General features: G+C 69.4%; 16 protein-coding genes. 8 read left to right on the forward strand and 8 right to left on the reverse strand.

The genetic code is table 11. From position 1 onward, the window contains the following. Nucleotides 1-6: 6 nt before the first annotated feature. The 5 genes from ACIBX3_RS23025 to ACIBX3_RS23045 all read right to left on the reverse strand — a co-directional run bounded on the left by ACIBX3_RS23025 (nt 7) and on the right by ACIBX3_RS23045 (nt 6,690). Nucleotides 7-672, reverse strand: a complete 666-nt coding sequence (locus tag ACIBX3_RS23025) for an NUDIX hydrolase (protein WP_397120073.1) — start codon at nt 670-672, stop codon at nt 7-9. Between the two features lie 44 nt (nt 673-716). Then, on the reverse strand, nt 717-2,510 hold the full coding sequence (locus tag ACIBX3_RS23030) for a DUF4434 domain-containing protein (RefSeq protein WP_397120075.1): 1,794 nt from the start codon (nt 2,508-2,510) through the stop codon (nt 717-719). A 20-nt stretch (nt 2,511-2,530) separates the two neighbouring features. Beyond that, a complete protein-coding gene (locus ACIBX3_RS23035; protein ID WP_397120077.1) occupies nt 2,531-3,619 on the reverse strand; it encodes a glycosyltransferase in 1,089 nt (362 codons plus the stop codon). 19 nt (nt 3,620-3,638) lie between these two features. Next, entirely contained in the window at nt 3,639-4,901 is a 1,263-nt protein-coding gene (locus ACIBX3_RS23040) for a nucleotide sugar dehydrogenase (RefSeq protein WP_397120079.1), read from the reverse strand. Between the two features lie 115 nt (nt 4,902-5,016). Beyond that, on the reverse strand, nt 5,017-6,690 hold the full coding sequence (locus ACIBX3_RS23045) for a glycosyltransferase family 4 protein (RefSeq protein ID WP_397120081.1): 1,674 nt from the start codon (nt 6,688-6,690) through the stop codon (nt 5,017-5,019). Nucleotides 6,691-6,746: 56 nt separating this feature from the next. Between ACIBX3_RS23045 and wecB the strand changes: the two genes are divergently transcribed. Next, nucleotides 6,747-7,877, forward strand: a complete 1,131-nt coding sequence (wecB, locus tag ACIBX3_RS23050) for a non-hydrolyzing UDP-N-acetylglucosamine 2-epimerase (RefSeq protein ID WP_397120083.1) — start codon at nt 6,747-6,749, stop codon at nt 7,875-7,877. A gap of 144 nt (nt 7,878-8,021) precedes the next feature. Continuing rightward, a complete protein-coding gene (locus ACIBX3_RS23055) occupies nt 8,022-10,058 on the forward strand; it encodes a glycosyltransferase (protein WP_397120085.1) in 2,037 nt (678 codons plus the stop codon). A gap of 15 nt (nt 10,059-10,073) precedes the next feature. Here the strand turns inward: ACIBX3_RS23055 and ACIBX3_RS23060 are convergent, their stop codons facing one another. From ACIBX3_RS23060 to ACIBX3_RS23070, 3 genes are all read right to left on the reverse strand, one after another. Beyond that, nucleotides 10,074-10,757, reverse strand: coding sequence for a hypothetical protein (locus tag ACIBX3_RS23060; RefSeq protein WP_397120087.1), 684 nt, complete (start codon nt 10,755-10,757; stop codon nt 10,074-10,076). 149 nt (nt 10,758-10,906) lie between these two features. Beyond that, nucleotides 10,907-12,406, reverse strand: coding sequence for an SPFH domain-containing protein (locus tag ACIBX3_RS23065; protein ID WP_397120089.1), 1,500 nt, complete (start codon nt 12,404-12,406; stop codon nt 10,907-10,909). A gap of 10 nt (nt 12,407-12,416) precedes the next feature. Further along, entirely contained in the window at nt 12,417-12,617 is a 201-nt protein-coding gene (locus ACIBX3_RS23070; RefSeq protein ID WP_397120091.1) for a hypothetical protein, read from the reverse strand. Between the two features lie 130 nt (nt 12,618-12,747). On the opposite strand from ACIBX3_RS23070, the gene ACIBX3_RS23075 reads away from it, so the two are divergent. The 6 genes from ACIBX3_RS23075 to ACIBX3_RS23100 all read left to right on the forward strand — a co-directional run bounded on the left by ACIBX3_RS23075 (nt 12,748) and on the right by ACIBX3_RS23100 (nt 18,911). After that, nucleotides 12,748-14,394 carry an FAD-dependent oxidoreductase gene (locus ACIBX3_RS23075; protein WP_397120093.1) on the forward strand — a complete coding sequence of 549 codons (1,647 nt, stop codon included), beginning with the start codon at nt 12,748-12,750 and terminating at the stop codon, nt 14,392-14,394. After that, a complete protein-coding gene (locus ACIBX3_RS23080) occupies nt 14,391-15,281 on the forward strand; it encodes a PrsW family glutamic-type intramembrane protease (protein WP_397120095.1) in 891 nt (296 codons plus the stop codon). The genes ACIBX3_RS23075 and ACIBX3_RS23080 overlap by 4 nt, the downstream gene beginning before the upstream one ends. 170 nt (nt 15,282-15,451) lie before the next feature. Then, entirely contained in the window at nt 15,452-17,578 is a 2,127-nt protein-coding gene (locus ACIBX3_RS23085; RefSeq protein ID WP_397120097.1) for a nitrate- and nitrite sensing domain-containing protein, read from the forward strand. Nucleotides 17,579-17,591: 13 nt separating this feature from the next. Next, nucleotides 17,592-17,999 carry a roadblock/LC7 domain-containing protein gene (locus tag ACIBX3_RS23090; RefSeq protein WP_397120099.1) on the forward strand — a complete coding sequence of 136 codons (408 nt, stop codon included), beginning with the start codon at nt 17,592-17,594 and terminating at the stop codon, nt 17,997-17,999. Then, nucleotides 17,996-18,358: a DUF742 domain-containing protein gene (locus ACIBX3_RS23095; RefSeq protein WP_397120101.1), complete on the forward strand. Its 363-nt coding sequence runs from the start codon at nt 17,996-17,998 to the stop codon at nt 18,356-18,358. The genes ACIBX3_RS23090 and ACIBX3_RS23095 overlap by 4 nt, the downstream gene beginning before the upstream one ends. Continuing rightward, complete coding sequence (locus ACIBX3_RS23100; protein ID WP_397120103.1) at nt 18,339-18,911, forward strand: GTP-binding protein; 573 nt, start codon at nt 18,339-18,341, stop codon at nt 18,909-18,911. Before ACIBX3_RS23095 ends, ACIBX3_RS23100 begins: the two co-directional genes overlap by 20 nt. Nucleotides 18,912-18,949 lie beyond the last annotated feature (38 nt).

Consider the following 18,949-nt stretch of genomic DNA (forward strand, 5'->3'; position numbering starts at 1 on the left):
ACGAGATCACTCCTTGAGCGAGCGGAGCATCGGGGGGTGGAGGAGCTCGGCGGGGCCGCGGCGGTAGAGCTTGGCCGGGCGGCCGCCGTCCCTGGTCGTCGTGGCGCCCGTCTCCACCAGGAAGCCCTCCGCCTTGGTGACCTTCCGGTGGAAGTTCCGGGGATCCAGCGAGCGGCCCCAGACGATCTCGTACACGCGGCGCAGGTCCGCCACCGTGAACTCCGGCGGGCAGAAGGCCGCTCCCAGCGAGGTGTACTCCAGCTTCGCGCGGGCCCGCTCCACGCCGTCGAGCATGATCCGGCGGTGGTCGAAGGCCATGACCTCGAGGGAGTCGACCGGCCGCCAGCTCATGTGGGCCTTCTCCGAGGCCGGCAGGTCAGGGGCGAGGCCGAGGTAGGCGACGCTGACGACGCGCTGGCGGGGGTCGCGGTCGGGGTAGCCGTACGTCTGGAGCTGCTCCAGGTGGACCGGGGCGCCGGGGAGCCCGGCCCGCTCCCCGAGGATGCGGTGTGCGGCGGCCGGGAGATCCTCGTCGAGCTGGATGAAGCCGCCGGGCAGCGACCAGCGCCGCAGGAACGGCGGATTGTCGCGACGCCACACCAGGGCGCTCAGCGCGTTGTTGCGGACGGTGAGGACGACCAGGTCGACGCTGACCGGGACGCTCGGGACCATGGACGGCACGTTACACGCACCTTCGTACGCCTAGCGAACGGCCGTCAGGTCGCGATGCGCACGTGCAAGGGCTCGGTGGCCTTCTTCCCGGACGGGCTCTTGACCGTGATCCTGACCCACTCCCCGGCCGGCACCTGGGCCCAGTCGAAGGGCACCCAGGCCGTGGACATGCCCTCGGGCAGTTCCTCCGTCGGGTTCTCGTCGAGCCGGCCCACCGCGGGCACCGCCAGGTCCTTCGTGCCGCCGGACCACTGGACGGTGATCGTGCCGTCCTTGAGGTGGTAGCCGCGGACCTCGATCCCGTCCTGGATGTCACGGGATCGCCTGATGGCGTCGACCGCGATCGGGCGTTGCCAGTCGGAGGTGATCTCCTCTTCCAGGGTGGGCTTGCCGCAGGTCATGAAGTCGCTCCACATGTAGGAGACGACCTTCTGCACGTAGCGTCCGGCCATGGTGACCGCCTGGTCCAGGCGTTTCTTGTCGGTCTTGCCCCGCGTGCCCTGCGGGGCGCACGGCTCGTCGCCGGACGGCTCGAACGCCTCCACGTTGGCCCACAGCTGCACCTGATGGCCGGCCTGTAACATCTCCTCGCGGGCGATCGACATCTCGCGGTAGTAGTCGCGCGTGGACCCGTGGTACGCGGTCCCGTACGTGGCCTCCCCGACCGCGGGCCGCAGCCGCTCGTCCACCTCGCTGTCGCGCTCGTCCGGCCAGAACAGCCCCACCTTGCCGGTGCCCCGGCTGTCCTGCGGGGCGATGATGCCGACTCCGGTCTTGGCCAGCGCCTTGAACCCCTCGGCCACCTGCTTGGGCGTCTGGCCGAACGCGACCCGCTTGCGCGCGTCCATGTACGGACTGATCAGGATGGGCTTGCCCAGCTCCTGCGCGACGATCGTGTGCTGGTCGGCGTACACCTCCAGCGTCGGGTTCGTGGCCAGCGTGGCCGACATCTGGACCTCGAACGGCTGGTAGACGCCGCCGAGCGAGTCCCGTTCCGCGAAGCGGGCGCCGTAGTCCTGCAGGATGCGCCGGGTCAGCGTGGTGAGGGTGCCGAGGTGGTGCTTGCTGGCTCTGATCTTCACGTTGGGATCACGCGGGGCCAGCGGCAGCGAGGGGAAGATCCGCATGCCGAACTGGTCGCCCAGGTCGAGCAGCTCGCTCAGGCTGTCCTCGGCTGAGCCGGCCACGAGGATCAGGTCGTAGGAGGCGCCCTTGCTGGAGAAGTCGCAGGTGGAGTCGTCCGAACCGTCCGGCTGGGTGATGATCCGGAAGTAGGTGCGGTTGCCCGCCTTGATGCTGCGCTCCATCTGCGGGCAGCGGAAGAGGTCGGGGCCGAACGACTCGTCGGTCCGATAGACGTAAGTGCGGCCTATCCTGTTGTCGGGGTTGGCCTTCATCAGGTCGTGCTCGGCGGCTTCGTGGCAGGTCCGGCCGTCCTCCCTGCACGCCTTGTAGAGCGAGTCGAGCTCGCCCTGCCTGGTCTGGATCTCGCCGCTCGGGGAGACCGTGCGGAACTGCAGGCCGTAGCCGATCCTGATGATCGTGTCGCCGCCGGCGTCGTGAATCTCCTTCAGCTGTTTCCGCCACGTGCACGGATTCGACTTGGGCATGATCCAGTAGCCGGTGATGGCGTACGGGGCCTTCTCCTTGGTCGCGAAGGTTCCGCAGTCGTCGGTGAACTCGCTCGTCTTCGGCGTCGGCTCGGTCGGAGTCGGTTTGGCCGCGGCCGTCTTGCTGGGTGTGGGGGCCGGCTCGTCGGACGCGGGCTGGATGACGATGACCACGGCGGCGACGACTGCCAGGATGGCCGCGCCCACGACCAGGAAGAGCCAGCGCACCTCGAGAGACCTGCCGCCCGTTATCGCTTGACCCCGGCCCAGGACTCCAGCTGCGCGACGAACCGCTTGGCCGAGTTGGGCCAGTGATGGTTGGCGCGGGCCGCCGCGTAGCCGCGCGCGCCCTGCGCCCGTCGCTCGCGTACGTCGTCCCGCAGCATCAGCACAGCCTGGGCGACGGCCTTGGGGTCCTGCCAGGGCACCACGACGCCGCTGTCGTAGCGCTCGACGAGCTCCACGGCCCGCGGCGACGGAGTGGTGATGACGGGGATGCCGTGCGCCATGTACTCGACGATCTTCGTGGGCATCGAGTGCCGGTAGTTCGGCTCGTCGTGCAGCAGCGACAACCCGGCCAGCGCCCCGTCGAGCCGCTTGAGCGCCTCGTCGTTGGGCATGAAGTCGCGCCACTCCAGCAGGCCCTCGGTGACGGCCTGGTTGAGGACGGGACGGCTCTGCGGGTCGGCGTACCCGATCAGCTCCACGGCCACACGGTACGGCTGCAGCAGCTTGGCCACCTCGACCGCCTCGATCACCCCGCGGGCCTTGGACAGCCAGCCGAGGTAGACCACCCGGTCGTCGCCGGGAGGCGTCACGGAGTCGGGCACCCACGTCTCGTTGGGCACGATCGGGTGGGCGTGCTTGAACCGGCCCGCGTACGCCGTCTCGGCCAGCATCAGGTGCAGGTGGCGCTCGGCCGTGCCCTCCATCAGCCTGGCCAGGAACCGCACGGGCGGCCGCAGCGGCGAGGGCAGCCAGGGCTTTAGCGAGAGCGTGGCCGGCGTGTCCTCGTGCACGTCCCACACCACCGGCGGCCTGTTGCGCACGCCCCACACCGCGAACAGCAGCTCGGGGTCGTGCACCAGAACGAGGTCGACCTTGTCACGCATGCGCTTGAACAGCCTGCGGGCGGCCCACACCGCCGGGATCCGCTTGCGCTGCGCGGCCCTCGGCAGGTCCACCCCGGTGACCCAGGGACGCGGGACGACGCCGAAGGCGGTGAAGGCGGCGGCATACGTGACCTCATGACCGGCATCCACGATGGCACGGATCTGCCGATGCAGAATCCGAGCATCCTCGGGGTTATGCACCACCGTCATGACGAGCACGTGCACTGCGCGCAGCCCTCCGTCGCTACAGCCGCTCGACGCGTTCACCCTCGGCGAGCACGCCGCGGGTGTCGAGCACGAGCCTGGCCTTCGCCTCGACCATGTCGAGGTCGAACGCGGCATGTTGCTGCAAAAGCAGCGTCACGTCTGCGTTGACCACGGCCTCGGCCAGATCCTCCTCACGCGGCACCTGCGTGCCGTCTACAGACCACTCCTTGACGTACGGGTCCGCGAACGAGAGATCGGCACCCAGCTCCAGCAGCGCACGCGCCACCGGGAGCGCCGGGGTTTCCCGCTCGTCGGCGATATCCGGTTTGTAGGTGACGCCGAGCATAACCACTCTGGCGCCGTTCACGGGCTTCTTATATCTGTTCAGCAACCGCTGGACGCGGGCCACCACGTAGGACGGCATCCGCTCGTTGATTTCCTGCGCCAGCTCCACGAACCTGAACGGGTAACCGAGCTTGCGCACGGTGTACGACAGATACGACGGGTCGACGGGGATGCAGTGCCCGCCGACGCCCGGCCCGGGCAGGAACTTCTGGAAGCCGAACGGCTTGGTGGCGGCGGCCTCGATCGACTCCCACAGGTCGATGCCGAGCTCGTCGCAGAAGATCGCCATCTCGTTGACGAGGGCGATGTTGACGTGCCGGTAGGTGTTCTCCAGCAGCTTGGCCATCTCGGCCTCGCGGGTGCCGCTGACCGGCACCACCTGCTCGATGAACTGACCGTAGAACGCGGTCGCCCGGTCCCGGCAGGTCGCGGTGAAGCCGCCGACGACCTTGGGCGTGTTACGCAGGCCGAACTTGGGGTTGCCCGGGTCGATGCGCTCGGGCGAGAAGGCCAGGTGGAAGTCCTCGCCGGCGACCAGCCCCGAGCCCTCCAGCAACGGCCTGGCCACCTCGTCGGTGGTGCCGGGCCAGGTGGTGGACTCGAGCACGACGAGCGTGCCCCTGCTCAGATTGCGGGCGACGGTCTTGGTCGCGCCCTCCACGGCGGACAGGTCCGGGCGGTGGTCCTCGTCCAGCGGTGTGGGCACGCAGATGACGATCGTGTTGCTCCGGGCCAGCACGGTCTCGTCGAGCGTGGCGGTGAACCCGTGAGCCAGCATGTGCTCGAGGTCGGCGTCGGTCAGGTCATCGATGTACGACTGACCGGCGTTGAGTGCGTCGACCTTGACGGGGTCGACGTCCACGCCGACGACTCGCATGCCGGCGGCCACCGCCTCCTTGGCGAGCGGCATGCCGACGTAGCCCAGGCCGATGACAGCCAAGTCTATTTCTGTCACAGCTGTGCCTTTGGGAGCCGGAAACAACACTTCATGGTCGCAAAGGTTATCTCAAGTCCACCTAGCTCACGCCTAATGTGACGGAACCCGTCACAACAGACAGCCAACTTGAAGGTCATCTTTCAGCCAAAGACCGGTAAAGGGCTTGATAAGTCTCCGCCACGCGACTCCAGGTGCGCTTCGCGGCCACCTCGGCCCGGCCCGCCTCGCCCATCTCGGCGCGCTTGGCGGGGTCGTCCCGGAGCCCGCCGATGGCCTTGGCGAGCGCCTCGGGATCGCCCGGCTGCACCAGCATCCCGGCGCCGTCGGAGCCGACGAGCTCGGACAGGGCGGGCAGATCGCTGAGCACCACGGGCTTGCCGAGCGCCATCGCCTCGACGGGTTTCAATGGCGTAACAAGTCGGCATACGCGCAGATCCTCGCGGGGGCAGGCGAAGATGTCGATGGCGTCTTGCGCCTGCAGCGCCTCCTCGGGACCTACCCTGCCGGGCAGGATGGCGTCGGTCAGGCCCAGCTCGCCGACCAGCTCCAGCAGGTTGTCGCGCTCGGTGCCGTCGCCCACGATGAGCACCCGCACCGGCGTGCCGGCGTCGCGCAGCAGCGCGGCGGCCCGCAGCAGAGTGGCGAATCCCTCATAGGCCACGATGCTGGACACCGAGCCGACGACGATCTCGCCGTCCGCGATGCCGTACGCGCTGCGGAACGAGGCGCCGTCGTAGTGCGCGCTCAGCAGCGTGTCGTCCACGGCGTTGGGGGCCAGGTGGATCTTCTCCCTGGGCACGCCGCGCTCGACGATCTCGGCGGCCATCGTCTCGGCCAGCGTGACCACGGCGTCCGCCTCGCGCATCAGGAACGCCTCGCGCTGGCGCTGGAGCACGTGCCGCTCGCTGCCGACCCTGATCGGGTCGCGGGAGGCCCAGGTCTCCTCCAGGAAGCCGCGTACCTCGTAGACGAACGGGGTGCCCGTCCGATCGCGCACCGCGTGCGCGATCGAGCCGTTGCGGTGGTCGGTGGCGGCGTGCAGGATCTGCGGACGCAGCTCGGTCACGAGCTTGGTGACCCGGTCGGCGCCCCTGATGATGCGCCCCTGCGTCTCGAACGGCATGTCGCCGTGCCTGTCCGGGAGCAGCCGGTAGTAGGGGATGCCGTCGATCTCCTCGAACGGCGCGGCGTCCGCGTGCCCCTGCAGCATCGGCCAGCCCCAGCTGGTGACCACGTGCGGGTCGATCCCCGCGGCCTTCTGGGAGGTGACGATGCGGTGGGTCCGGACGGTGTATCCGGCCTGCGTGTACGGCAGCGCGTTCGTGACCACGTGCAGGACCCGGTTGTCGGCCCGGTTGAGTATGGCCACCTTGGGGCCGGGCGGGATCGGGTCAGGGCTGATCGCGGCCAGCTCGCCCCGGTAGTAGGCGGCCCTGCGCTTGACGAACGGGTATTTGGTGTGGGACTCGAGCACGACGGCGGCCTCGGTGACCCGGCCGGCGTTCCAGTGCTCCTTGGCGTCGTTCCACGGCCCCTTGACCACGCGCATGCCGAACTTGCGCACCATGCGCCGGGCCCGGCGCGCGGCCGGCCACGCCACGCTGCCCACGATGGGGCGCAGCCGGGGCGGGAGCGCGTCGGCGGCCGCCTGGGCCACCCGGACGGGGTCGGATCTGACCTTCGTCACGACGACGCGGGAGACGATGATCGGGTGCTGGACGAAGCCCTTGAGAAGTCCACCGACGCCGGCACGGGCGGACTTCGCGGAAACCTTTGAGGAGTCTTGACGACTGGCGTCGGATGCCACGCGGTGACCGTACCATAGGCAGCGTTTTTTCCCTTCCGCTATGAAAGGCGAGGTCAATGAGGGAGAACCCCCTGGTCCTGCACGTTTTGGGTGCTCGTCCCAATTTCGTGAAAGCGGCCCCGGTGGTCCGGGCACTCGGTGAACTCGGCGTGCGGCAGGGCATCATCCACACTGGTCAGCACTACGACGCGTTGATGTCCGACGTCTTCTTCGCCGACCTCGGCCTGCCGGAGCCGGTGGCGAACCTGGCGGTCGGCTCGGGCACCCACGCCAAGCAGACCGCGGCCCTGCTCGTCGGCCTGGAGGAGGTCGTCCAGGGGCAGGAGCCCGACCTGGTCGTGGTGTACGGCGACGTGAACTCGACGCTGGCCGCGATCCTCGTCTGCGCCAAGCTGGGCGTGCCCACCGCGCACGTGGAGGCGGGGCTGCGCTCGTTCGACAGGGGCATGCCGGAGGAGGTCAACCGGGTCGTCACCGACGCGCTGGCCGACCTGCTCTTCGCCACCTCCCCCGAGGCCCTGGCCTATCTGGCCTCCGAGGGCGTGCCGCCGGCCAAGGTGCACCTGGTGGGCAATCCCATGATCGACAGCTTGTTCTCGGCGCTGCCGTCGCTGGACCCTGCGCCCGTGGTGGCGCGGCTGGGCATACCCGATCGGTATGCCGTGGCGACCCTGCACCGTCCCGCCAACGTGGACACCGCGGAGGCCGCCAAGGAGCTGGTCGACGCCGTGCTGGAGGTCTCGCGGCAGGTCCCGATCGTGGTGCCGGTACACCCGCGCGGCAAGGTGCGGCTGGCCGAGGCCGGGCTGGTGGACGGGGAGACGATCAAGGTCGTCGAGCCGCTGGGCTATGTGGAGTTCCTCTCACTCGTACGGGGCGCCGCGCTGGTCGTCACGGACTCCGGCGGCGTGCAGGAGGAGACGACCGTGCTGGGCGTCCCCTGCCTGACGCTGCGGCCCAACACCGAGCGCCCGATCACGATCACGCACGGCACGAACCGCCTGGTCACGCCCGCCCTCCTGCCGGCGGCCGCGGAGAAGGCGCTGGCCGACGGCGCCGCCACGCCGGCCGGGGAGCTGCCGGTGTTGTGGGACGGCAAGAGCGGGCCGCGCATCGCCACGGTGATCGAGGCGTGGCTCCGCGGTGACAACCTGGCGCCCGCTTCACAGGCCAAACGCCCCGAATAGCCTTCGCTCCCGACGTAACATGACGTCCGATGAGAAACCTGCTAAATGGACTGCCGCTACGGCCTCGACCAGGCACGACAGTGGGGCGGCAGTCTGATGAGCAGGTCTCTTGTCGGTTCCTCCCCAAGCGATAGGCGCATGACCATGGCAGAAACCCCTGAGCCCCCCGCGTACCAGCGCCTCGGGCCCGTCAACTGGCTGCCCGAGGAGCGCAAGCTCGTCGAGCGGTACGAGGCGGAGCTCAGGGAGCTGCGGCGGCGGCTGGAGATCGCCGAGGCCAAGGCCGCGTACGCCACGTGGAAGCTGGAGGCCACGCAGGCGAAGCGGACGTACAAGCTGGGTGAGGCCCTGGGCTCGAAGAGCCCGGGGAAGATCATGGAGGCGGTGCGGTCCAAGGAGCGGGCCCCCAAGCCCCCGACGCCGGTCACCGAGGTCATCGAGACGGCCGGCAACCGGCCGCCGCCGGCCGAGGTGCCGACGGTGAAGTGGCCGAAGGGGCCGGTGAACAGGCCGGACCTGAAGGTCGCGGTGATCCTGGACGACTTCTCCAGGATGGCCTTCCGCTACGAGTGGGACCAGATCGAGTTCGGGCTCAAGGACTGGCCGGAGATCTTCGCGGAGAAGCGGCCCGACCTGTTGTTCTGCGAGTCGGCCTGGCACGGCAACCAGGGCCGCTGGCGCTACCAGATGACCGGCACCAACGCCCCCAAGGAGCCGCTGCGCGACCTGGTGGCCTGGTGCAAGGCGGAGGGCATCCCGACGGTCTTCTGGAACAAGGAGGACCCGCCGAACTTCGACTTCTTCATCGACACGGCGAAGCTGTTCGACTACGTGTTCACCTGCGACGGTGACATGCTGCCGAAATATCGGGAAATTTTGGGACATGACCGGGTGGACGTGCTCCAGTTCGCCGCCCAGCCGCGTGTCCACAACCCGATCCAGCAGCGCCAGGGCCGGCTGCACGACGTGGTCTTCGCCGGGATGTACTTCCGCGACAAGCACCCCGAACGCCGCGAGCAGATGGAGACCGTCCTCGACCCAGTGCGCGAGCTGGGACTGCACATCTTCGCGCGCAACGGCGAGGTGGACGAGAAGTACGCCTGGCCGGAGAAGTACCGCCCGCACATCGTGGGCGAGCTCCCCTATGACCAGATGCTGGCCGCGTACCGGATGTACAAGGTCTTCCTCAACGTCAACTCGGTGCTCGACTCGCCGACCATGTGCGCGCGGCGGGTCTTCGAACTGTCCGCGTGCTCGACGCCCGTGGTCTCCGGGTGGTCGCGGGCCGTCGAGGAGACGTTCGGCGACCTCATTCCCATCGCGCGTGAGCCGGTCGAGTCGTACAACCAGGTCCTGCACCTGATCAACAGCCCCGAGCTGCGGGCCAGGATGGGGCACCTGGCCATGCGCGAGGTGTTCGACAAGCACCTGTTCTCACACCGCGTGGACCAGATCCTCCAGGACCTCGGGCACCAGGTGACGCCCAGGACGCGCTCGATCTCGGTCGTGCTGCCGACCAACCGCGCTTCCCAGATCGAGCACGCGATCTCGTCGGTCGCCCGGCAGATCCACCGCCCGCTCCAGCTGATCATGGTGCTGCACGGCCTCGACATCGACCCCGTGGTGGTGGCGGACAAGGCCCGCATGGCCGGCATCACGGACGTCACAGTCCTGCCCGCCGACGCCTCGCTGTCGCTCGGCGCCTGCATGAATCTGGGCATCGCGGCCGCCGAAGGCGACCTGATCGCCAAGATGGACGACGACAACCTGTACGGCGACCACTACCTGTCGGACCTGGTCAGGGCGTTCGACTACTCGGACGCGGAGCTGGTCGGCAAGGGTGCGCACTACGCGTACTTCGAGGGCCTCAACACCACGATGCTCCGGCTGCCCGGACTGGAGCACCGCTACTCCTTCCTGGTCCAGGGCGGCACGTTCCTCGGCAAGGCGGACATGTTCCGCTCGTACGGGTTCGCGGACATCACCCGTGGCGAGGACACCGAACTGGTGCGGCGGCTGAAGGAGGACTCCGTCAAGATCTACTCGGCGGACCGCTTCAACTTCGTCTACTGGCGCAGCGCCGACGCCTCGATGCACACCTGGCAGGCGGATCACATCAAGCTGACCCGCAACGCGCAGTTCTCCTTCGTGGGCAGGCCGGACGCGCACGTCCTGATCTGACCTCCCGGAGCCCGCTCACCTGGTGACGCGGGACAGGTTCTGGTCGGCCAGCTTGGCGAGGTCGTACAGGCCGTCCGGCTTCACCTGCCGGCCGACCACGAGCATGCTCATGATCAGGCTCCCGCGCCTGATCATGACCGAGCCGATCTGGGCGTGGTCGTTCTTCTCGCCGCCCGTGGCCGTGGTGAGGTAGGCGCGCGACTGGTCGCCCTTGACCGGCATGGGCAGGGTGCGCGTCTTGTAGGCGACCTTGGCGCCGCCGACGTCCGCCGAGTACGAGGCGCACTGCTTCGGCAGGGGGGCGGGGAAGGCGGCCGACGGAAGCGACACCACGGCCTGGGTGATCGAGCCGCGGTCGGCGGCGAAGGCGATCACCGCGGCGGGCGCCTTGGCGATGTCCGGCTTGGCGACGTCGAGCTGGGCGGCGCCGGCGCACTCCGGCCGCTCCAGCCTGGCCTGACGCACCGCGGCCAGCCCCTGCTGGGTGGACTTGAGCGAGCCGAAGGCGCCCAGCTCGGGGCCGTACGAGATGTGCATGCCCTCGGGCACGGGCAGCAGCGCGGCGCGGAGCCTGGCCGCGTCGGCGGACGTCGACGGCGGCTTCGAGGCGGCGGCGGGCGCCGGGGTGGAGGCCTCGCCGGACGAGCATCCGGCGACGGCCATCATGCCCAGACATATGCCAGAAATGGCCTTAAGCATGCGCTCTCCAATTCACTCTGGCGGCATTCACGCGAGGGACAAGCCCCGCGTTTCGCCCTCTGCACCGCAAAATGCCAGAGGAATTTTCGCGAGGGCGAGCCCTCGCGAAACGCTAGAGGAACCGCAGCTCACGCATCCGGGTAACGTCGCTATTCGCGGGATTCAGCGGCTTTAAGAATGTTTTCCGGTTCGCTGCCATTCGTGCTTGCGCCATTCGGATTTGCGCCATTGAGCAGAGCCCTGGCCAACCCCAGTCCGGTGCCGCCCAGGGTGAGCGCCTTGGCGAGCATTTCCTCGATGCCCTGGGCGCCGTTCAGCACCACCATGTGATCCACGTTGCCGAACGCCTTCGCGCCCGCCTCGACGATCTCCGGCCAGCGCTCGGCGAGCTGCTGAGCGATGACGGCCTCCTGGTTCTCCTTGAGCGCCTGGGCCCGCGCCCTGATCGCCTGCGCCTCCGCCAGGCCCTTGGCCTGGGACGCCTCGGCCTCGGCCAGGCCCAGAGCCTTGGCCGCCGCGGCGTCGGCGAGACCGCGTGCCTGCTTGGCCGCGGCCTCGGCCTCACCGGTGATCTTCGTGGCCGCGCCGGCGGCCTCGCCGCGCAGCCGCACGGACTCCGCCTCGGCCGCGGCGGCCTTCTTGACCTGGGAGGCCTGCGCGGTCGCGCGCAACTCGGTCTCCCTGGCCTCGGCCTCGGCCTGGGCGATGCGGGCGTCGCGGTCGGCCTGCGAGAGCGTGACGGTCTCGTACGCCTTCGCGTCGGCGGGCTTGCGTACCTGCGACTGCAGCCGCTGCTCGGCCAGCTGCGCTTCCAGCTCGGCGGCCCTGGTCTCCTGGACCACGACCTCCTGACGGGCGGTGGCCTCCGAGAGCGGCCCCGCCTGCCGGGCGGTGGCTTGCGCCTGGTCGATCTCGGCCTGGTAGGAGGCCTCCTTGATCCGGGCGTCGCGCCGGGCGGCGGCCATGTTGGCGGCGGCGACCTGCTCGGCCTCCGTGGCCTCCTGATCGCGCTGGGCCTGCGCGATGCGGGCCGTGGAGGCGACCTTGGCGGCGTGCGGCTTGCCGAGGTTGATGATGTAGCCGGTCTCGTCCTCGATCTCCTGGATCTGCAGCGAGTCCACGATCATGCCGAGCTTGCTCATCTCGTCGGCGGCCGATGCCCTGGTCTCGCTGGTCAGGCGCTCGCGGTTGAGTATGAGGTCCTCGATGGTGAGGTTGCCGATGATCGAGCGCAGGTGGCCGGTGAACAGCTCGTGGATCGCGCTGGTCATGAAGTCCTGCTGGTCGAGGAAGCGGCGCGCGGCGTTCGCGATCGAGATCAGGTCGTCCCCGACCTTGTAGATCACCACGCCGCGGATGTGCACGGGGATGCCCTGCTGGGTGACGCAGGAGACCTGGAGGTTGGCGGCCCTGGTGTCGAGCCGCAGGCGCCTGGCGGCCTGGAACCCGGGCAGCACCGCCGTGCCCTTGCCGGTGACGATCTTGAAGCCGAGGCTGTCCGGGCCCTCGCCGCGCCGGCGCGCGCCCAGACCAGAGATGATCAAGGCTTCGTTGGGCTCGGCGACCCGCCAGACGGCCTTGAACAACAGGATGACGACGATGACTGCAACGACGATGCCGCCGACGGCGATGTAGAGCTCGGGGGACATCGAGGCCTCCCTAGACGAGTGCTTTGGCCACGTAGACGGTGCGCGGAGGGAAGTACTCCACGACCACGACGATGGATCCGACGGCGATCTCCTCGTCGGCCACGCTGGGATGCGCGTAGAAAGCCTCGACGCCTCCCCGGATCGGGATCATGACCTCGCCGACGAGCTCTGGGCCGATCTTCCCCGTGACCCTGCCCTGCCTGCCGATCACCGGACTCCCCCCGTCGTGATATTCCGGACGGTACTCCAAACAGGCATTCGCGGTAATAGGCCGCGCAAAATGTTCTCCAGGCGCTGCGCGTCCCGGCGCGGCATTCGGCCCGGCTGCTGATGATCGCGCCATGAGCTTGAGCCCACGTGACCTCGGGATGAACCGGCCTATTTCCCGTCGCGACTTCTTCGACGGCATCGCTGTGAGCGCCCTTGTGTCCGCGGGGATGACCGAGACGGCTCAGAAGGCTTCGACGCCGTCCGGCCCGGCCGGGTTCCGGGGCGGCGCCCCGGAGGCGCTCAGCGTGCCGCACGCGCTCAGGGACGGTCGCTTCTGGCAGTACGCGGACCCGCCCGAGCCCACCGGAGAGAGTTACGACCTCGTCGTGGTGGGCGGCGGGCTCAGCGGCGTGAGCGCGGCCTACGAGTGGCTGCGGCGCGAGCCCGGCGCGCGCGTGCTCGTCCTCGACAACCACGACGAGATCGGCGGGCAGGCGCGGCGGGCGATGTTCCACCGGCAGAGCGGGCGGGTGCACGCGGACTCCGGGCCGGTCGACGCCGTGATGTGCGACGCGGAGACCTTCGGCGCGGACACGCTGGTCGGGCTCACCTCCGGGTGGGTGGACCGGCTGCCCGTCAACGGCCGCGCCAGGGAGGACCTGCGCATGCTGCGCCGGGACCCGCCCGACTGGTTCCCCGGGCTGTCGGCCGAGGACAAGCAGGAGCGGCTGGCCGGGCTGACGTACTCCGCCTTCCTGCTGGAGGTGTGCGGGGCGCACCACGACGTCGAGCGGTTCTGCCGGAGCATGCCGGGCCCGGAGTGGGGCTACGACACCCGGGCGCTTGGCGCGATCGACGCCTGGGGCATCGGCTATCCGGGGTTCGGGGGGCTCGGGCTCGACGCGGACAAGCCGTCGCGGTTCAACTCGCCCACCGTGAAGAAGCAGTGGGGGATCGCGGAACCCGACGTCTACCACTTTCCCGAGGGGAATCAGGGGCTGGTGCGGGCGATGGTGCGGCGGCTGGCCCCCGACGCCCTGGACCGGCCCGGGGCACGGGCACGGTTCCGGCTGTCCAGCCCGGTCGTGTCGGTACGCGACGGGGCCGCCGCGGCGACCGTGGCCTACTTCGACGGCCACCAGGTCTTGAGCGTCGAGGCCGGGTCGGTGATCCTGGCCTGCTGGAGCGCGGTCGTCCCGTACCTCGTGCCCGATCTGCCGCCCGGCCAGCGGCAGGCGCTGCGCGCGGCGGTCCGGGTGCCGCTGTTGCACGCCACCGTACGGGTGCGCGGCTGGGACGCCTGGCGGCAGGCTGGTGTGCGGCGGGTGCGGTGGACCGGCGCGTACTGGTGCCTGACCGAGCTCGAGGTCCCCGACCGCCCCGGCCGGCCGGCCGCGGTGCACTTGCTGGCCACGCCGTGCCGCTCGGAGCTGGGGCCCGTGGAGGGATCGGTGGCAGGCCGGCGCGAGCTCATCAGGACGCCCTACGAGCGGCTGGAGCACACCATCCGCGACCAGCTGACCCGGCTGCTCGGGCCCTTCGGCTTCGACCCGGCCGGGGACATCGAGGCGATCACGGTCAACCGGTGGGGTCACGGCAACGCTCCCGAGTACTGCCGGCCGTGGCACGCGTTCTACCCCGACGGGCCGTTCCCCGCGGACGTGGCGCGCCGGCGGTTCGGCAGGATCGCGATCGCCGGCTCCGACTCGGTGCCCGCCCCCCGCGCCGACGCCGCTGTCACGGCCGCCTTCCGCGCCGTGGAGGAGCTGACGCGATGATCGTCTGGCCGCGCGTCTTCCTGATCGGGCTCGTCCTGTGGCTGGCCACGGTGGTCGTGACGGGCTGGACCAGAAACTCCAACCTCGTCCCGACGGTGGTGCTGTTCGGCAGCTTCCTGGTGCCGGTGACGTTCGTGGTGTGGGCGTATGAGCGGGGCACGAAACGGCGTCCGGCGACCGAGCCCGGCATGAGCACGCCGCGCGTCACGGTCGAGCTGATGTTCATGGCGTTCGTGGTGGGCGGCGTACTGGGCGTGCTCGGCGCCTCACTGCTGGAGAGCTGGCTCGTCCGGCCGTCGATCCTCATGTACGTGCTGGTCGGCCTGATCGAGGAGGGCGTGAAGCTGGCCGCCCTGATGTTCGTCACCCGCCGCATGACCGCCCGCTCGACCATGGACGGCGTCATACTCGGCGCCACCGTCGGCTTCGGCTTCGCCGCCTTCGAGAGCGCCGGGTACGCCTTCAACGCGCTCTTCACCGCCGACGGCCTGGCGCTCACCCAGCTCGTCGAGACCGAGGTGCTGCGCGGCGTCCTGACGCCCGTCGGGCACGGCCTGTGGACGGCGATCGCCGGCGGGGCGCTGTTCGCGGCGGGCGGCCGGCTCAAGCGGTCTGTCGTGCTGACCTACCTCGGCGTCTCGCTGCTGCACGCCCTGTGGGACTCGATGAGCGCCATCGCGATCGCGATCACGCTCGTGCTGACCGGGCGGGCGTGGCAGTTCGAGCTCCTGCGGATCGGCCGGGTGCCGCACGTGACCGAGTGGCAGGTGCATGTGTACACCCTGGTGAACTGGGCGGGGCTCCTCGCGATCTCGCTGGTCGCGCTGGCTTGGCTGGGCGTCGCCGTCCGTGCTGGACGCCGCGAAAGAGGGATCTTGTCCCAATAATCACGGTAATGAACACCTTGCTCCCACTGCGCCGGACGCATAATCGATGCTAGTCTCCTGTGCGATCTTCCGGAGGTGTATTTACACAAGGTGTGGAAATGCCCTCGACTCGAGGTTGGGACATGGGCTCGCGAAACCGGTCTATTCGGTTCAAGATCTTCTTATTACTGTTGCTACCCCTCCTGTCTCTGAGCGCGCTCTGGGGTTTCGTCCTCAACCTCACCATGGGCGACGCCCAGTCACTGCTCCGCGCCAATACGTTGTACCGGACCATCGGCGTCAGCTCCACCGATCTGGGCCTGCAACTCCAGTCCGAGCGGGTGCGCTCCTCGGAGGCTCTCAGCACGCGTAAGCTCAACGAGGTGCTCGGCGGCCAGCGCGCCCGCACCGACCGGTCCGTCGGCGAGTTCCGGCAGGCCGTCGCGGAGGCGGGCAGCGCGGTCGGCGACGACCTGCGCGTCCCGCTCGGCACCCTCATGGGCGGGCTCGACCGGCTGGGATCGATCAGGGCCGACATCGACAACGGCCTCAGCTCCCGCCTGACCGGGCTGAACGAGTACAACCGCATCCTCGACTCGATCTTCTTGCTCTACGACCACCTGGTCACCGTCTCCGACCTCGCCATCCTCCAGCAGGCTTCCTCCCTGCAGGCCATGGGCATGGCCAGGGAGTACATCGCCAGGGAGCACGCCCTCGTCATCGGGGCGCTGGCCGACCAGCGGCTCACCGAGCCCGAGACGGCGGCCTTCACCGAGTACGCGGCCTCCAGGAGGTTCCTGCACGCGCGCGGGCTCGCGGGCCTCGACGTGACGCTGCGCCGGGCGTACGAGCAGGTCTTCGCCTCCGAGCCGTTCCAGACCTTCGCCACCGCCGAGGCGCGGATCATCAGGACCGGCGCCCCACCCCGCGACGCCGCCGGCTGGAACGAGACGATCGACAAACTCGCCACCCAACTCGACAAACACGGCCTGGACGCGTCCGAGGTGCTGGCCGCGCGGACGTCCGAGGCCGCCACGGCGACGGTCGCGAAGATCGCGATAGCCGGCGGCGTCGGCTTGATCGCGGTGCTCGCGTCGATCATCATCTCAGTACGGTTCGGTCGCCGTTTGGCCGGAGAGCTCGCCGGGCTGCGATCGGCCGCGGTGGAGCTGTCGGAGAAGCGGCTGCCCGACCTCGTCGAGCGGCTGCGCAAGGGCGAGGACGTCGACGTGCGGAAGGAGGCCAAGGCGATCAAGGTGAGCGGTTCCGCTGAGATCACCGACGTGGCCAGGGCCTTCGGTTCCGTGCAGCGCACCGCCGTGACGGCGGCGGTCGGCCAGGCCGCGCTGCGACGCGGGGTCGGCCAGGTCTTCCTCAACCTCGCCCGGCGCAAGCAGGGCCTGCTGCACCGCCAGCTCGCGCTGCTGGACGGCATGCAGCGGCGTACGCACGACCCCGACCGGCTGGAGGAGCTCTTCCGCCTGGACCACCTGACCACGCGCATGCGGCGGCACGCGGAGAGCCTGATGGTCCTGTCCGGCTCCGCGCCGGCGCGGGCGTGGCGCAAGCCCGTGGCCGTGATCGACATCGTGCGGGCCGCGGTCGCCGAGGTCGAGGACTACACCCGGGTCAACGTCACGACGATGCCGGTCAGCGCGTTCGACGGGGGCGCCGCCGCCGACCTCACCCACCTGGTCGCCGAACTGGTCGAGAACGCCACCATCTACTCGCCACCGGACACCACGGTCCAGGTGCGCGGCGATCAGGTCAGCAACGGCTACGCCATCGAGATCGAGGACAAGGGGCTGGGCCTGCCGGCCGGCGAGTACGCCGCGTTCAACCGGATCCTGGCTGAACCGCCCCAGTTCGACCTGGCCGACAGCGACAGGCTCGGCCTGTTCGTGGTGGCCAGGCTGGCCGAGCGGCACGGGATCAAGGTTCTGCTGCGGCGCTCGCCCCTCGGCGGCACGACCGCCATCGTGCTCGTGCCGCGCTCGCTGGTGACCGAGCAGACGGCGCTGACGGCCGACGGCAGCGGGGACGAGATGGCCGCGCTGCCGAGCCGTACGCGGAAGAAGGCGCTCGCCGTGGTCACCTCGGGCACGCACGCCGGGCTGCCCAGGCGAGTGCGCCAGGCCAACCTGTCGTCGCGGCTCAAGGGGGCCTCTTCGGGGCCGTCGGAGGCTCCTGAGCCTCAGGAGGCCGCCGAGCCGGACAAGCAGGCCGAACGCTCTCCCGACGAGGTACGCGACTTGTTCTCCGCCTTCCAGCGGGGAACCCAACGCGCCCGAGAAGAAGCCTCTGAGGAGGGGCCATGATTAAGGGGGATGCATGAGTGTGCCGACCACCAACACCGGTGAGCTGAACTGGTTGCTGGACGACCTGACCTCCAGGGTCGCCGCCGTGCGCCAGTCGGTCATCTTGTCGACCGACGGCCTGGCGATCGGCTACAGCAAGGGATTGTCCCGCGAGGACGCCGAGCACTTGTCAGCGGTGGCGGCCGGTTTCCAGAGCCTGGCCCGCGGCACCGGGCGCCATTTCGGCGGCGGCGACGTGCGCCAGACCATTGTGGAGATGGAGTCGGCGTTCCTGTTCGTCACCGCGGCGGGACAGGGCACCTGCCTGGCCGTGATCGCCGATGCGAACGTGGACGTCGGCCACATCGCCTACGAGATGGCGATGCTGGTCAAGCGGGTGGGCCAGCACATCACCACCAACCCGCGCGCTGGAGCGTCATGAGCGATAGCCCGCAGTGGTTCGATGAGGAGGCCGGGCCCTTCGTCCGGCCCTACGCCCTCATCCGCGGTCGCACGCGTTCCTCCGGGGACGCGTTCGACCTCGTCGCGACCGTGCGCGCCATCGGCGATGCGCCTGGCGAACTCGGTCCCGAGCATCAACTCATCCTGCGGGCTGCTCGCAGTCCGATCTCGGTGGCCGACCTGGCCGTTGAACTCGACCTGCCCGTCGGCGTCGTCCGAGTACTGCTCGGCGACATGCGTGACCACGGTCTCATCTCCGTGACCTCGCCCTCGGCCGGAGGGACACGGACGAATGAGCGCATTCTCAAGGAAGTGATCAATGGACTCCGTGCTCTCTGAGGACCCCGTCGCGTTGAAGATCCTCATCGCGGGAGGGTTCGGCGTCGGCAAGACCACCCTGGTCGGCTCGATCAGCGAGATCAGGCCGCTGCGCACGGAAGAGGTGCTCTCCGACCGCGGAGTGGGCGTCGACGACCTCGACGGCGTTGAGGCCAAGACGACCACGACCGTGGCGATGGACTTCGGCCGCATCACCATTCGCGAAGGGCTGGTGGTCTACCTGTTCGGGACGCCCGGGCAGGAACGGTTCTGGTTCATGTGGGACGAGCTGTCCCACGGCGCGCTCGGCGCGGTCGTGATCGCCGACACCCGGCGGCTGACCGACTGCTTCCCGTCGTTGGACTACTTCGAGCAGCGCGGTACGCCGTTCGTGGTGGCGGTCAACTGCTTCGAGGGCGCCCAGCAGCACAGCGTGGAAGACGTGCGCATCGCGCTCGACCTGGACGACGACGTCCCGGTGATGCTCTGCGACGTGCGGCGGCGCACGTCGGCCAAGGAAGTGATGATCACCTTGGTCGAGCATTCCCTCAGGACATTGACGTCGGCTAATTAGGATCCAGATCGGGATCCAGAGCCCTCGGCACACGGGCC

It is taken from the genome of Nonomuraea sp. NPDC049480 (assembly GCF_044465905.1).
In the GTDB taxonomy this organism is placed as follows: domain Bacteria; phylum Actinomycetota; class Actinomycetes; order Streptosporangiales; family Streptosporangiaceae; genus Nonomuraea.